Source organism: Desulfovibrio sp. 7SRBS1 (assembly GCF_049723905.1).
Classification (GTDB): Bacteria; Desulfobacterota; Desulfovibrionia; order Desulfovibrionales; family Desulfovibrionaceae.
This window is the reverse complement of sequence record NZ_JBJKFD010000001.1, coordinates 2,978,830-2,992,471: the sequence shown is the minus strand read 5'-3', so window position 1 is coordinate 2,992,471 and position 13,642 is coordinate 2,978,830. Positions and strand designations below refer to the sequence as shown.

General features: G+C 55.0%; 14 protein-coding genes. 11 read left to right on the top strand and 3 right to left on the bottom strand.

Features of this window, described 5'->3' with window-relative positions; all coding sequences use genetic code 11:
- Window positions 1–766 precede the first annotated feature (766 nt).
- The 4 genes from ACI0FJ_RS13510 to ACI0FJ_RS13495 all read left to right on the top strand — a co-directional run bounded on the left by ACI0FJ_RS13510 (window position 767) and on the right by ACI0FJ_RS13495 (window position 5,217).
- Entirely contained in the window at window positions 767–2,128 is a 1,362-nt protein-coding gene (locus ACI0FJ_RS13510) for an NfeD family protein (RefSeq protein WP_424304407.1), read from the top strand.
- 18 nt (window positions 2,129–2,146) lie between these two features.
- Complete coding sequence (locus tag ACI0FJ_RS13505; RefSeq protein ID WP_424304405.1) at window positions 2,147–3,016, top strand: slipin family protein; 870 nt, start codon at window positions 2,147–2,149, stop codon at window positions 3,014–3,016.
- A gap of 174 nt (window positions 3,017–3,190) precedes the next feature.
- The gene (locus ACI0FJ_RS13500; RefSeq protein WP_424304403.1) at window positions 3,191–4,198 is read left to right on the top strand and encodes an NAD-dependent epimerase; all 1,008 of its coding nucleotides are present in this window, start codon (window positions 3,191–3,193) and stop codon (window positions 4,196–4,198) included.
- 242 nt (window positions 4,199–4,440) lie between these two features.
- Window positions 4,441–5,217, top strand: a complete 777-nt coding sequence (locus ACI0FJ_RS13495; RefSeq protein WP_424304401.1) for a ParA family protein — start codon at window positions 4,441–4,443, stop codon at window positions 5,215–5,217.
- 104 nt (window positions 5,218–5,321) lie between these two features.
- On the opposite strand, the gene ACI0FJ_RS13490 is transcribed toward ACI0FJ_RS13495, so the two are convergent.
- Window positions 5,322–5,768, bottom strand: coding sequence for a hypothetical protein (locus tag ACI0FJ_RS13490; RefSeq protein WP_424304399.1), 447 nt, complete (start codon window positions 5,766–5,768; stop codon window positions 5,322–5,324).
- A 182-nt stretch (window positions 5,769–5,950) separates the two neighbouring features.
- On the opposite strand from ACI0FJ_RS13490, the gene ACI0FJ_RS13485 reads away from it, so the two are divergent.
- The 7 genes from ACI0FJ_RS13485 to ACI0FJ_RS13455 all read left to right on the top strand — a co-directional run bounded on the left by ACI0FJ_RS13485 (window position 5,951) and on the right by ACI0FJ_RS13455 (window position 10,964).
- Complete coding sequence (locus ACI0FJ_RS13485) at window positions 5,951–6,868, top strand: ParB/RepB/Spo0J family partition protein (RefSeq protein WP_424304397.1); 918 nt, start codon at window positions 5,951–5,953, stop codon at window positions 6,866–6,868.
- Between the two features lie 105 nt (window positions 6,869–6,973).
- Window positions 6,974–7,282, top strand: coding sequence for an STAS domain-containing protein (locus ACI0FJ_RS13480; RefSeq protein ID WP_424304395.1), 309 nt, complete (start codon window positions 6,974–6,976; stop codon window positions 7,280–7,282).
- 56 nt (window positions 7,283–7,338) lie between these two features.
- Window positions 7,339–8,091, top strand: a complete 753-nt coding sequence (locus tag ACI0FJ_RS13475) for an MlaE family ABC transporter permease (protein WP_424304393.1) — start codon at window positions 7,339–7,341, stop codon at window positions 8,089–8,091.
- Window positions 8,092–8,095: 4 nt separating this feature from the next.
- Window positions 8,096–8,866, top strand: a complete 771-nt coding sequence (locus ACI0FJ_RS13470) for an ABC transporter ATP-binding protein (protein ID WP_424304391.1) — start codon at window positions 8,096–8,098, stop codon at window positions 8,864–8,866.
- A 53-nt stretch (window positions 8,867–8,919) separates the two neighbouring features.
- The gene (locus tag ACI0FJ_RS13465) at window positions 8,920–9,903 is read left to right on the top strand and encodes an MlaD family protein (protein WP_424304389.1); all 984 of its coding nucleotides are present in this window, start codon (window positions 8,920–8,922) and stop codon (window positions 9,901–9,903) included.
- Window positions 9,900–10,529, top strand: coding sequence for an ABC-type transport auxiliary lipoprotein family protein (locus ACI0FJ_RS13460; RefSeq protein WP_424304387.1), 630 nt, complete (start codon window positions 9,900–9,902; stop codon window positions 10,527–10,529). The genes ACI0FJ_RS13465 and ACI0FJ_RS13460 overlap by 4 nt, the downstream gene beginning before the upstream one ends.
- Before the next feature lie 54 nt (window positions 10,530–10,583).
- Window positions 10,584–10,964: a DnaJ family domain-containing protein gene (locus ACI0FJ_RS13455; protein WP_424304385.1), complete on the top strand. Its 381-nt coding sequence runs from the start codon at window positions 10,584–10,586 to the stop codon at window positions 10,962–10,964.
- 453 nt (window positions 10,965–11,417) lie between these two features.
- Here the strand turns inward: ACI0FJ_RS13455 and ACI0FJ_RS13450 are convergent, their stop codons facing one another.
- Both ACI0FJ_RS13450 and ACI0FJ_RS13445 read right to left on the bottom strand, forming a co-directional pair.
- Complete coding sequence (locus ACI0FJ_RS13450) at window positions 11,418–12,749, bottom strand: transcription antitermination factor NusB (RefSeq protein WP_424304383.1); 1,332 nt, start codon at window positions 12,747–12,749, stop codon at window positions 11,418–11,420.
- On the bottom strand, window positions 12,746–13,621 hold the full coding sequence (locus ACI0FJ_RS13445) for a DUF116 domain-containing protein (protein ID WP_424304381.1): 876 nt from the start codon (window positions 13,619–13,621) through the stop codon (window positions 12,746–12,748). Before ACI0FJ_RS13445 ends, ACI0FJ_RS13450 begins: the two co-directional genes overlap by 4 nt.
- Between the last annotated feature and the right edge of the window lie 21 nt (window positions 13,622–13,642).

Here is a 13,642-nt window from a genome sequence, read left to right as displayed (position 1 = left end):
TTGGGGAAGCCTGCGGAGAAAGTTAGTGGTGACGAAAAAGACTCGTTATTTCTGTTGCCGCATGAAAATTAAACCCTTGTGCATATGCCCTTGCGAGGGGAAGAGGATGGTAGCTTATAGCGAGTCATGGTGTCCCTTCGTTTAGTTTTCAAGCATAAGTACGTCGAATTCTCCGGAAACAGTGGGGAAACCCGTAGAGGCCCCGGTTTCCCCGTTTGTTTCCGGAACCTTCCCCTCCCTTTCCGACCCTAAGGGGCCGCAGGTATCTGGCAATGAATCTTTGCCGCCTCTTTGCACCAAGCCAGGTGAGGTAGCGCCCTTGCACCATAGTTTTGGAACCTGCATTGGCAGGTCTTTCGCCACAGTTGCGCCACGCCCAAGAAGGGGCGTGGCGAATAGGAGTCCGTTGGTGGTGGTGAACTTACGACTCGCCTATTGGGCTTTTTGAGTCACCTGCGGCGAAAGGTCGTGGTTACGAAACAGACTCGTTATTGTTGTTGCCACAATTCATTCAAGCTTACTCTATAGCAACGGTGAGAGACCGTTCAGACCATTTTCGTGACTGGATAGAAATTTTACCCCCCCCTTTTCAACGCGAATCCGGCCCGGACCACTTGTGGTCCGGGCCGGATTCGCGTTGAAAGTAATGCGGGGTCTGGGGCCATCATGGCCCCAGAAAATTTTCTATTTTCAGAGTGCACTCTATTCTCTCTGTTTTTTTCTTCCTTTTCTTGTAGGGCGGCTGCAACTGTCGTACATTGAGGCCATGAAGAAACACTCTGCATTGTTCTCCATGTTTGCCGTTGTTTTGGGGCTCGCGTTCTTTTGCGGGAGCGCCTTTTCCCGCAACGCGACTTCCGGCACGGGCAGCGCGACGCACCCTAGGCAAGTTGTCTACTTACAGATCGAATCAGCCATCAGTCCGGCCCAGGTCGACCTTGTGGAAGATGCCGTTGCCCATGCTGTTTCCATCAACGCTGGCCTGCTGCTTATCCGTTTGGACACTCCTGGCGGCCTTGTGGATTCCATGCGCAAGATTGTGCAGTCCATTCTCAATTCTCCTGTTCCCGTGGCCGTGTGGGTAGGGCCGTCGGGCGCCAGGGCCGCCTCTGCCGGGGTTTTCATTGTTGCGGCATCGGACATTGCGGCCATGAGTCCGCAATCCACAATAGGGGCGGCAAGTCCGGTCCAGGCTGGGGGGAAGGAGATAGACGAGACCATGGCCCGCAAGGTCAAGAACGACCTTATGAGTCTGGTCCGTTCGGTGGCCGGTTCGCACGGGCGCAACGTGCAGTGGTTTGAACAGGCTGTGGACAAGGCCGTGAGCATCACTGCGCAGGAAGCGGTTATGGACAAGGTGGTGGAGTATATTGCGCCGGACATTCACGACCTGCTGGTGCAGATCGGGGCCCGCGGTACCACGGAAAAGGGCGTTGTTCTGGCCTTTGGTCCGGATGGCTACCAGGTGCAGGAATATGAACCGGGACTGCGTTACAAGCTGCTTTCCTGGCTCATCAATCCGCAGATTGCCTATTTCCTTTTGCTGGGCGGCATTGCCGGGCTGTTTTTCGAACTCACGACTCCCGGTGCCGTGCTGCCCGGAGTTTTGGGTGGCATCTGCCTGCTTCTGGGCCTGTATGCCATGGCGATTCTGCCCACCAGCGTCAGCGGGCTGCTGCTTATTCTTTTCGGCCTGGTGCTCTTCCTGCTTGAAATCAAGATCGTCAGTTACGGAATGCTCAGTGTGGCTGGCATCATCAGCCTATTCATCGGCTCTCTTATTTTGTTCAAGGACCAGCCCGGAGTGCAATCGCTCCCCATTTCCACTGTCATCGTCACTGTGTCCGGTGTGTCTGTTCTGCTTATTGCCGGTATATATTTGGCGACCAAGGCGCAGATGGCCCCCCGGTACAGCGGGGCGGATGCCATGGTCGGCCTTGCGGGCAGCGTCATGCAGGTCCGGGACGGCAAGGGGCAGGTGCTGGTTCGCGGTGAGTTGTGGAATTTTGTGGAAAAGGACACGCCTTTAAAGGTTGGAGATACCGTGGTTGTCACGGGAATGGACAGCTTGTGTTTGATTGTGGATAAGCCGTCTTCCGCCCCGAAAGACGTGTCTGTATCAGTTTAAAACCATCAGGAGCATGCTATGTTAACGTTGCTGCCTATCCTGGCTATACTTCTTCTCTTCCTGTTTGCCGCACTCAAGGTGCTCAACGAATACGAGCGCGGTGTTGTTTTCCGCCTTGGGCGCGTCATTGCGGCCAAAGGTCCCGGTCTCATCATTCTTATTCCGGTCATTGACCGCATGATCAAAGTTTCCCTGCGTGTACTGGCCATGGATGTGCCCAACCAGGACGTGATTACCAGGGATAACGTCAGCGTGAAGGTCAATGCCGTGGTGTATTTCCGGGTTGTAGATCCGGTGAAGGCCATTGTGGAAGTTGAGGATTACATGTTTGCCACGTCGCAGTTGGCGCAGACCACGTTGCGGAGCGTCTGCGGCGGGGTGGAGCTGGACGAGCTGCTCTCCCACAGAGACAATGTGAATCTGCAGATTCAGTCCATTCTGGACCAACATACCGATCCGTGGGGCATCAAGGTTACCACGGTCGAGTTGAAGTACATTGATCTTCCGCAGGAGATGCAGCGCGCCATGGCAAAGCAGGCCGAGGCAGAGCGCGAACGTCGGGCCAAGGTCATCAATGCGGAAGGTGAATTTCAGGCTGCGGACCGGCTGTCACAGGCCGCCGGAATCATCAGCGCGCACCCGGAAGCCCTGCAATTGCGGTATTTGCAGACCATGCGCGAGATGGCTGCGGAGAGCAAGTCGGCCACCATCATTCCCGTGCCTTTTGATCTTCTCAAGGGGCTGGGGTCCATGTTGGGGACGGGGCAGGGGGCACAGACCATGCCGCCCGCAGCCGCATCCAGTGCCGAGCCCCGGGGAGCCTCTGTTGCCCCCTCGGCGCAACCAATTGCCGCGGCTGGCGAAGACGATACGCCTGCAGCTTCCTAATTGAAGGCGCAGCCAGCGGGGCCTCCGGCTTTTTTATCTATAGGTATTGGGGCCCCAAGGCTGCGGCGTATTCCTTCTGGAACATCGCAAGCAAATACTGTACGCTCCGTTGCAACGGGCCGACGCTCCTGTGTCTGCCTTTTTACCTCACCACTCCAGACGTAAGGATCATCCATGAAGTGCCTTGTTACCGGCGCTGCCGGTTTTATTGGATACCATCTTTCCAAAAGATACCTTGAAATGGGCTACGAAGTCGTCGGCCTCGACTGCCTGAACGACTACTATTCCGTAGAACTCAAAAAAGACCGCCTGTCGCAGTTGCAGGCATACCCCGCCTTTAAACACACGCCCATCGATCTTTCCGATGGGGCGGCCATGGCCGAGCTGTTTGCCGCGGAAAAATTCGATGTTGTGGTCAACCTGGCGGCCCAGGCAGGCGTTCGCCACAGCCTGGACCACCCCGAAGACTACATCCAGTCCAACATCGTTGGTTTTGCCAACGTGCTGGAAGGGTGCAGGCACAACGGCGTAAAGCATCTTGTTTTTGCTTCGTCTTCGTCCGTGTATGGCCTGAACACCAAAATGCCGTTCAGCATTCACGACAACGTGGACCATCCCATCAGCTTGTACGCGGCGAGCAAAAAGTCCAATGAACTTATGGCGCATTCCTACAGCCATCTGTTCAACCTTCCCTGCACCGGACTGCGCTTTTTCACGGTGTACGGCCCGTGGGGCAGGCCGGATATGGCGCTCTTCCTGTTCACCAAGGGTATTATCGACGGCACGCCCATCAAGGTTTTCAACCACGGCAAAATGCGCCGCGACTTTACCTATATTGATGACATCGTTGAGGGTGTTGTCCGTGTTTCGCAGAAGATTCCCGTACCCAATCCCGATTGGGACGGCGCTGCACCAGACCCCGGCACCAGCCCGGCACCGTTTAAGGTCTACAATATCGGCAACAACAATACGGTGGAGCTGGAACGCTACATCTCGGCCATCGAGGACTATCTGGGCAAAAAGGCCATAAAGGAATATCTGCCCATGCAGCCTGGCGACGTTCCGGCTTCGTTTGCCGACGTGGAAGACCTGAAGCGCGATGTGGACTTCAAGCCCAACACTCCCATTGAAAAGGGTATTGGGGCGTTTGTAGCCTGGTATCGCGAATATTATAAGGTTTAACATGTCTGCCGCATTCAGGCGTATGCCGCCGCAGCCCGCGTATTTCAAGAGCTGACGGCCTGCTGGCCACTACGCAGAGCTGCACGCTAATGAGAAAGACCCTGTTTTCAGGGTCTTTTTTTATGTTTTTACGTGATGTGCTCTTTTCTTTTTTTGCATATCTGCGTACAACTCTGAAGGATCATAAAGTGCTGTTTCACGTGAAACACTAGAAGCGGATAAGCCACAGGAGATGCCCTGCCATGCCAAGGATTATTGTAGTTGCGAACCAGAAAGGCGGCGTTGGAAAGACAACAACGTCGGTCAATCTTGCGGCGTGTCTGTCTGTAATGGAGAAAAAGGTGCTGCTGGTGGACTGCGACCCTCAGGCAAACGCATCCAGCGGGGTAGGGGTGTACCTGGATGATGGGCAGCCCGATCTGTATCGTGCGCTTTTTGATAATGCCAATGGGACGGATGCCATTTACGATACCGCGCTTCCGTATCTTTCGCTTCTTCCTGCGTCCCAAGATCTGGTTGGCGCAGAACTTGAACTTGCCGACAAGCTTGGTCGGGAGTTTTATCTGAGAGATCTGCTGGATAAAGTGCAGGAAGGATACGAATACGTAATTATCGACTGCCCTCCTTCTCTTGGGTTGCTTACGGTAAACGCACTTTGTGCTGCCAGAGAACTTTTGGTTCCTTTGCAGTGCGAATATTATGCTTTGGAAGGTATTGCCCAGCTGCTGAAAACATTTACCCTGGTGCAAAAACGCCTCAATCCAGATCTCAACTTCCTTGGTGTCGTGCTCACCATGTTTGATAGGCGAAACAAACTTTCCAATCAGGTGAAAAACGAAGTTCGCAAGACATTTCCCAATGACCTTTTTGAAACTATCGTCCCCAGAAACGTTCGTTTGTCGGAAGCTCCAAGTTTCGGCAAGCCGATTATCTCCTACGATATAAAATCCGTTGGGGCGAGGTCGTATCTTTCTCTGGCTCAGGAAATTGTTCGCAGAAAGCCGAAGATGCTTGGCTAGTTTTTTAGCGAAAGTTTCCGTTGCAAATTTTAAAGATTGAAAAATAAAAAAGGCGGCCCGGATGGGCCGCCAAAATGCTCAACAAATTGTGGGGTGCTGGCTCTTTAGCCGTACACCGCATTCAGCTTCGGATCTTTTTCATCACAAAAGGGCGTGGTTGAGGATTCGATGCAGTCTTTGAAATGTTTTTTGGTGATTTTTGCTTGGCATTTGGTGCATCCAAAATTTACCAGACCGCCCAGGTTGGCAGAAAGCAGACGGAACTTGCGAGGAGAATCTTCGATCCAGTTGGGAGTTGAGTTTCCGCATTCATCGCAGGTTACTTCGTAGTTGACCGGATAGGCAAAGTCCCAATACTCAACCAGCGTGTCCCAGTCTTTCATCGGTTCGGGACGTTCCGGTTGGGTCGGAGCACACCCGGTGGTTTCTCCTTCCATATAAGGACTGACTATGGGCTCGATTTTTCTCCAAAGTTCTGCGCTTACAAGAACACCTTCAAATTCTTCGTTCTTGTCAAAGAGAAACATGACGGGTTTGTTTATGCCTTGCATGAATTGCTCCGTTTTTTGCTATCGGGACATCGTCCCATCGTGTATCTGAATAAAATGACGCCGCATGCCGACGTTTGCTTGTCCCATCGGATTGGACAGTGCTGGAAGGGCATACAGCTATTCATGGCAGGCGGCGGGATCGTCTGTCAAGAAACGAACTAAATAGTGTAGAGGAGTTGCACATGGCTGCGCCGAATAGAGGATTAGGAAGAGGGCTGGACGCATTGTTGGGAGGGTTGCCGAAAGATGCCAAGGATCCGCAGGTCCGGCTTCTGCCGATTACTTCCATACAGCCCAACCCCAAGCAGCCGCGCCGGGCGTTCGACGAAACCGCGCTGAATGAACTGGCCGACTCCATAAAAAGCCAGGGTGTGCTGCAGCCGGTTTTGGTGCGCCCCCAGGCGGATAAACGCGATGCCTACGAACTGGTTGCCGGTGAGCGCCGCTGGCGGGCGTCGCAACTTGCGGGGCTGACGGAAATTCCCGCCCTTATCCGCTCCATGACGGAGCAGGAAAGCCTGGCCGTGGCCTTGGTGGAAAACCTCCAGCGGGAGGACCTCAATGCCATGGAAGAGGCCAAAGGGCTCTTTGATTTGCAGGACCGTTTCGGCCTGAGCCAGGAAAAATTGGCCAACTACGTGGGCAAAAGCCGCTCCGCCGTGGCCAATACCTTGCGGCTGCTGCAACTGCCAGATGACATGCAGACCCAGCTTTCGGACGGTGAACTCAGCGCCGGACACGCCAGGGCGCTTATGTCCATAACCGACCCTACTGCCCAGGCAGAACTGCGCGACCGCATTCTGGAGACGGGAATGTCCGTTCGCCAGGCCGAAGCCCAGGCCGCCTATTGGAAGGCCAACGGCGAATTGCCCAAGGATGGCGGAGCAAAAAAAGCTGCCGCAGCCAAAAAGGAAGACGCCGGGCAGGCAGGCAAGGATGTAACCGAAGCCCTGAACCGTATGGAAGACAACATTGCCCAGACTTTGGGCGTTCGGGTCAAGTGCAGCGGCAGCGCAAGCAAAGGGCGGATTTCCTTGTATTTTACCACCGAAGAAGAACGCGACGCCCTTATGCAGGCTCTTACACAGGGTGTGGCCTGATTTGCGCATACGGCCTTAATGCCCTTGAATACAGGGTTTGGCTTGCCTCTCACATGGTTTTGAGGGCATTATGACCTATTGAAGTTAAACAAGGCGGTACCGAGAATGGCATCTTCACGTTGGGAAATGGTCGAAAACACAGAGGATGGTCTCATCAGCATAAGCGGTGAGATCGACTATACCGTTACCCCCGAACTGCGTTCCCGCTTCAGAAGCTTTATCGATTCCACATTGGGCGACATCAAGCTCGATCTGGGCTATCTTCAATATCTCGACAGCTCCGGCCTTGCCGTGCTTATCGAGGCCCGGCGTATTCTCACTGAAAAATCAAGGTCGCTGACCATTCTTTCCCTGACGCCGCAGGTTAAAAAAATATTGCAGCTTACCCAGGTAAGCTCACTTTTCGGTCTCTGATTGTATCACTGCCCAAAAGGACAGTGCGTTCCAGTTTTGCTCTGCATGGAGGATGCGTGAACAGGGATTTCCAGGTTCTGGCGTGGATGGTGAGCAGACTGCTCAAGTGCATCAGCCGGATATTCGTCCGCACCAAGCCTTTCTACCGGCAGGAAATCTTCAAATCCCTGTCCAAGGTTGGGGCGGACTCCATTCCCATTGTCAGCATCATCGCTGCCTGTACAGGCATTATCCTGGCGTTGCAGTCCGCCCAGCAATTGGAAAAAGTCGGCGCCATTTCCTACGTGGCAAATCTGGTCGGCGTCACCATACTCATGGAACTGGGGCCGCTGCTCACCGCCATCATCATTGCGGGCCGGTCCGGTGCCGCCTTTGCCGCGGAAATTGCCGCCATGCAGATTTCCGAGGAAATCGACGCCCTGGAAGTCATGGGGCTGGAACCGGTCCAGTACCTTGTCTGGCCCAAATTTCTTGCCATGCTGGTCATGGTTCCCTGCCTTACCGTGCTGGCCGATTTCGTCGGTATCTGCGCCGGAGGGCTTTTTTCCTCCGGTTTTCTGGGCATCAACGGCCATCTTTATTTCGAGCAAAGCGTCAGTTTTCTGCAAACCCGCTTCCTCTTCACCGGCTTGGTCAAAAGCGTGGGGTTTGGTATCACCATTGCGGTTATCGGTTGCTGGCAGGGGTTTCTCGCCCGCAAGGGCGCGGCAGATGTCGGCAAGATGACCACCCGGGCCGTGGTGCAGTCCATTTTTTTGATCATTCTTCTGGACCTGTTCTTCACAACCTTGAATTATCTTTTCAGGTAGCAATATGGCAGAAACCCGCACCCAGCCACCTCATATCAGCTTCAGCAACCTGAAGATCGGCTACCCGGGCAAGGTAGTCATAGACCACCTGGACGGCGATCTTCCGGCCGGGCAGATTTCCGTTATTCTGGGCGGGTCTGGATGTGGTAAATCCACGCTCCTGCGCCACGTTCTGGGACTTTCCAAACCCATGGCCGGGCAGATTTGCGTGGATGGAAAAGACCTTTGGAGCCTTACCAAGCACGAGGCCAAACAGCTCAAGCGCAATATGGGCGTGCTTTTCCAGGACGGGGCCTTGCTGGGCTCACTCACTTTGGGTGAAAACGTGGCCCTGCCCATGATGGAGCACTCGGACCTGGATGTGGACATCATCGAAGACGTGGTGCGCATGAAACTTCGGCTGGTAGGCCTGGAGCCGTTTCTGCACTATTACCCCAGCCAGCTCTCCGGCGGAATGCGCAAAAGGGCGGGACTCGCCAGGGCAATGGTCATGGACCCCGGTGTGCTCATGTGCGACGAACCTTCGGCAGGCCTCGATCCGATCACGGCCGCCGATCTGGACCAGCTCATTTTGTTGCTCAAGGCAACTTTCGGCATGACCATTGTTGTGGTTACCCACGACCTGGACAGCCTGAAAACAATTGCAGACCATGTTATAGTGCTGCACGAAGGCAAGGACCTGTATCAGGGAGATCTGCCCGGGCTGCTGGATTGTCCGGACCCGTATATTCAGGATTTTCTCAACCGCAGGCCCAGAAACGGGCAAAGCCTTTAAGCCTCGGGCTGGCTTTCCCGGTTTTAAAAGACGATACAACAGGCGAGAACCGCATGGCGCTTAATCCGCAAAGTACTACAAAGGAAACCATCAAGGCCGCGGTCACGGTGTTGGTGGGCTTGTTTGTTCTGGCCGTCTTTATCATCTTTCTGGGCGGACACAGGTTCTGGGAAGAGTTCGACCACTACACCATCCGCTTCGAATCGGTGCAGGATCTCACCACGGGCAGGCCTGTCAAATTCGCCGGGTTGGCCATCGGCAGGGTGGAAACCATCGATATTTCAAAACAGGACCCCTCCAAGGTCGATGTCACCATCGGCATCAACCAGGGTTTTGACATCTACTCCAATACAAAGGCCAGCATTTCGCAGAAAGGCCTTGTGGGCGACAACTACGTCCTGCTCGAACTCGATCCGCCCATTGGACAGCCCCTCAAGCCCGGCTCGAACATAGAGGCCAAAGATACCGTAACCGTCAGCGAAATCATGGCCAAAGTCGGCACCCTGGTGGATACTGTTACGCCCAAGCTGGAAAGCATTGCCACAAACATCCAGGCCCTTGTTTCCGATGAAAATGCCGCCAATATCGCCGAAACACTGCGCCAGATTCCAGGCTTTATCAAAGATGCCAAAACCACACTCGCCAGCCTGGATACCAACATCGGAGATATGAAAAACGATTTTCACCATGTGGCAGGCAAGGTCGGCTCCGGCATAGACAAGGCAACCGCAAACATCGACAACCTCACAACCAGCATCAACGCCACCCTGGCACATGCCGATATCATGCTGAGCAGCGTGCAGGGCTCACTGACCACAAGCCTGACCACAATCACCAAGGAAATGTCGGAAACCCTGAACAGCGTCGAGGCCTTCTCGGATCAGTTGCAGACCGACCTCGGCTACGATCAGGACCGCTTTGCCCAGGTCCTCGAAAACGTCAACCGCCTCAGCAGGGACCTACGCATGCTCAGCCAATCCCTGCGCGAACGCCCCTGGCAAATTATCTACAAGCCCGAAGGGAGAGCCATTCCATGAATGATTCCACGTCCCGTTTTCCGGGAAAATCAATACTCGCCGTCTGTCTTCTCGCTTTGCTGAACTTTGGCTGCATGAGTTCGGCATCCCCGGGGGAGTCGTTTCTGCGGCTCGAATTCAATGGGATTCACCAGTGCTCCCTGGCCGACGACGCAAAAGACATCAAGCCCATTGCTATACGAAACATCGATTGCCTGCCCAACCTGGACCGGACAGCCGTCATGTTCTCGGAAAACAACGTGCTCCAGCCCAGCCAGGCCTGGTACTGGGAAGGCGCTCCCAGCGAGATCGTCACCCAATATCTCGTCACCGGCCTTACATGTTCCAAGGCCTTTCGCGTGGTCTGGCCCTACAAGCCGAGAATCGCCCACGAGGCCGTGCTCTCCGGCCGCGTCGAAGCCTTTGAGGTAAGCCGTACGCCCAGCCTGGCGTTTCGCGTTGTCATCTACATGGACGTCTGGGGCCCCACAGCCAAGGAATGGATATCCGGGCGCAGCTTCACAGCCGAGATTCCCATGTCCACCATTACCGCAGACAACATTGCCAAGGCCGCAAACAAGGCCCTGGACAAAGTCCTGGCTGATACACTCACATGGCTGGACAACAAGGTGGCTATCGCCGAATAATGGCGATCAAATATTAATAAGGACCGGCCCATTCCCAACGGGTCGGAGGCAACCATGTTTGAATTCATAGCCCAGGCAGCAGAAAAGCATATTCGCGAGGCAATGGACAACGGCGAGTTCGACAACCTCAACGGATCAGGCAAGCCGCTGAAACTCGAAGACGACTCCAATGTTCCGCAAGACCTTCGCATGGCCTACAAGGTTCTGCGAAACTCAGGATACGTTCCCGAAGAAGTCCAAAACCGCAAAGAAATCTCCACCGCACTCGAATTGCTCGAAAACGCGCCAGACGAAAAAGAACGCTACCGCCAAATGCAAAAGCTCAACTACCTCATGCTCAAGCTCAACATAAGCCGCGGAAGCAACTCAAACCTCGATGCTGACAACGACTACTACCGAAAAATCCTCGATAGAATTGCTCAGAGCCAAAAGTAGGATCTGGATTTAGGCCGCGCGATTTTTGTCTCTGGCTTCGTTACAGAGTTATTTTCGCTTCGCGGGCCGTATTGTTTATACTGTCCTCGCTCGCGAAAATCCTTTGTGCCTTGCCAGAGCCAAAACTTACGCGGCCCCATGGCTGCACAAAATTAAAAAAGAAATGTGAATGCAAGGCACTGGGGAGGATCGGGGCGCTGCCCCGAACCCCGCCAGGGGCATGATGCCCCTGGACCCGCGTTATCTATAGCGCATAACAAAACCGGACAAGCGAACGTAGTTCGTCTGTCCGGTTTTGTTATGCGCTATAGGGACGGCCTTGAAGAAAAGCTGAAGCAAGCTTTATATTAAAAATTTCTGGAAAGGGGAGCGCGAGGGGGAGAACCTCTTTTAAGAGGTTTCCCCCTCGCATCTCTTCCCCAAAAAATACCTTTTTACGCCGCCTTCAGCCTTTTAATCTTTGCGCAGCAGTGCTGCGTAAAAGAATTCCTTGAGCGGACTTGTGGAGGGTGTTTCCCACTCCATAATGAGGTTCAGGGAGGGGTGTTCCTGGCATGCGCGCTGTATCTGCTGGCCGTTTTCGTCAGGATTCAGGGTGCACGTCACGTAGGCGAGCAAACCGCCCTTAGAAAGGCAATATGAAGCTTTGTCAATTATTCCAGACTGTAACGAGCGCATTTTTTTGCCATCCCAGGGCTTGCGCTTCCATTTTGCATCGGGACGGCGCGAAAGCACGCCAAGACCTGTGCATGGGACGTCCAAAAAGATGGAGCCAACAAAGTTGTCACGAACCGGAGGCATTTCTGCACTCGCAAGGATAGTTGGCAGCGGCATGTCCAAAGATTGTTGCTGTTCCCTGAAACTTGCCAATCGTTTGGCGCTGAGGTCGGAACACAGGGAAGGTGTTTTGCCTGTGGCGCGAAGCAGAAAGGATTTGCCGCCGTGGCCGCAACAGGCATCCCAAAGCGGATCGGGCCAGACATCCGTGTTGAGTGCGAGGACGGCGGATTGGGATGCGGCACTTTGGCGCGAGACCACGCCTTTGTCGATGAGGCTGTTGAGCTCGTCGTCGGCAGTGGGAAAGGCATAGGCGCAGCGATAGTTCATCAGCAGGTCGGGCCTGCGCGAAAGCTGGTCTGCCACGCGCCGGTCGGAATCAAGCCAGGTGTTGAGGCGCAGGCCAAGGGGCGGGTGCTCTGTGGAGGCCTTGAGGTAGTTTATGGCCTCGTCCTCGCCGTAGGCTTTTACCCAGAGGGCGACGATCCATTCCGGGCAGGAGTGGTAGCGGCTGAGAAAGGCGATGTCGGATGAGGCGTCTTTTTTGTAGAAATCGGGATTGTGGACGTCGTCGCCCAGGCGCTGGATGGAGCGGAGCACACCGTTGACCACTTTGCCGAGGCCTTGCCCAAAGGTCTGCTTGGCGAATTCCACGCACCAGTCCAGGCTGGCGTATTCGGGCACGCTGTCCAGATGGAGCATTTCGTGCACGGCCAGCCCCATTGCCAGACGCAGGTTGGCGGGCAGTCCTTTGGGGCGGCGCAGGTGCGAGGTTACAAGAAAGTCGCTGCGTCCTTTCAGGCGCAGATAGCCATAGACAAGCTCTGTTGCCAGGGCGGTATCGCGCTTGTCCAGTTCGTGGGCCTTGATTTTCCGGTCCAGGGCTTCCTGAAGGTCCATGCCGTTTTGCAGGCAGGCTTCCAGGCATTCCAAAACTGCGACGCGTGCGGCGGGTATGCGCGCGGTGCCGCGGGGAGCTTTGCGGGGAGAAGATTTGGGAGAGGTCACGAGTCGTCGGCCACCTTGATCGGCGCTTCGTTCAGCTTTTGGGAACAAGCCGCGTCGATCTGCTCAAGTTGTTGGGCGGACAGGAAGCGGCGAATGGCTGCTTCCAGATTGTTCAGATTGACCAGGGTATCAAGGCATGGGCCGTGCGGACGCTCGTTGAGTACGCCGTATACGGGAATGGGATAGGTATCCTGGATGCCGGAGGAAAGATCGCGTTCGCAGGCCACGGCCAGGATGAGGCGCGGGCGCTTCTGCACCACGATGCGGCGTGCGATGGTGCCGCCCGTGGCAATGGCCATGGAGATGCCGTACTTGTCGCTGAGTTCGAGCAGACCGCCTATGGGGCATTTGCCGCAGCGTTTGCAGTTGTTCACGTTGTAGGTCAGCCGGTAGGCGCAGGTGCTGCGTTGCAGGCAGTGGGGCAGCAGCAGGAGTATCTGGTCCGAAGTGTAGGTGGCTCCTACGCGGTCGACAAGTTCGTTGTTGACCTTGATGAAGGACGAGCGGACCTGTTGTTTGGACAGGCCGACCATGCGTCCGAGCATGGTCATGAGCGGCAGGAAAAGTTTGATGGTAAGGCCGCGCATACGCCTGGAAAAGGGGATGTTCAGCCCCCACACGCTCAGCACCAGCCCTATGGAGGCCCAGCCCACAATGGCGACGAGCGCGGTGATGATGACGCCGAGAATCCAGGGCGCGGTGGGATGAATCTGACGCAGGCCGATGAAGGGGACGATCCACAACAGGAGCAGGGCCAGGCAGACCAGGGAGCTGGTCGCCATGGTCAGTCCGATGAACACCCTCTTGCGCGAGGAGCCTGCCTCGTCTTCAAGGTCCGGGTTGATGATTACGGGGCGGATTGGCTTGGACATGGGATTATGATGCCATATTAC

Excerpts from the sequence above, each read along its gene's own strand:
- ACI0FJ_RS13480 (WP_424304395.1), top strand. The coding sequence starts at position 6,974 with ATGGCATCTTCACGTTGGGAAATGGTCGAAAACACAGAGGATGGTCTC.
- ACI0FJ_RS13490 (WP_424304399.1), bottom strand. The coding sequence starts at position 5,768 with ATGCAAGGCATAAACAAACCCGTCATGTTTCTCTTTGACAAGAACGAA.
- ACI0FJ_RS13455 (WP_424304385.1), top strand. The coding sequence starts at position 10,584 with ATGTTTGAATTCATAGCCCAGGCAGCAGAAAAGCATATTCGCGAGGCA.
- ACI0FJ_RS13510 (WP_424304407.1), top strand. The coding sequence starts at position 767 with ATGAAGAAACACTCTGCATTGTTCTCCATGTTTGCCGTTGTTTTGGGG.
- ACI0FJ_RS13485 (WP_424304397.1), top strand. The coding sequence starts at position 5,951 with ATGGCTGCGCCGAATAGAGGATTAGGAAGAGGGCTGGACGCATTGTTG.
- ACI0FJ_RS13465 (WP_424304389.1), top strand. The coding sequence starts at position 8,920 with ATGGCGCTTAATCCGCAAAGTACTACAAAGGAAACCATCAAGGCCGCG.
- ACI0FJ_RS13445 (WP_424304381.1), bottom strand. The coding sequence starts at position 13,621 with ATGTCCAAGCCAATCCGCCCCGTAATCATCAACCCGGACCTTGAAGAC.
- ACI0FJ_RS13495 (WP_424304401.1), top strand. The coding sequence starts at position 4,441 with ATGCCAAGGATTATTGTAGTTGCGAACCAGAAAGGCGGCGTTGGAAAG.
- ACI0FJ_RS13460 (WP_424304387.1), top strand. The coding sequence starts at position 9,900 with ATGAATGATTCCACGTCCCGTTTTCCGGGAAAATCAATACTCGCCGTC.
- ACI0FJ_RS13505 (WP_424304405.1), top strand. The coding sequence starts at position 2,147 with ATGTTAACGTTGCTGCCTATCCTGGCTATACTTCTTCTCTTCCTGTTT.
- ACI0FJ_RS13500 (WP_424304403.1), top strand. The coding sequence starts at position 3,191 with ATGAAGTGCCTTGTTACCGGCGCTGCCGGTTTTATTGGATACCATCTT.
- ACI0FJ_RS13470 (WP_424304391.1), top strand. The coding sequence starts at position 8,096 with ATGGCAGAAACCCGCACCCAGCCACCTCATATCAGCTTCAGCAACCTG.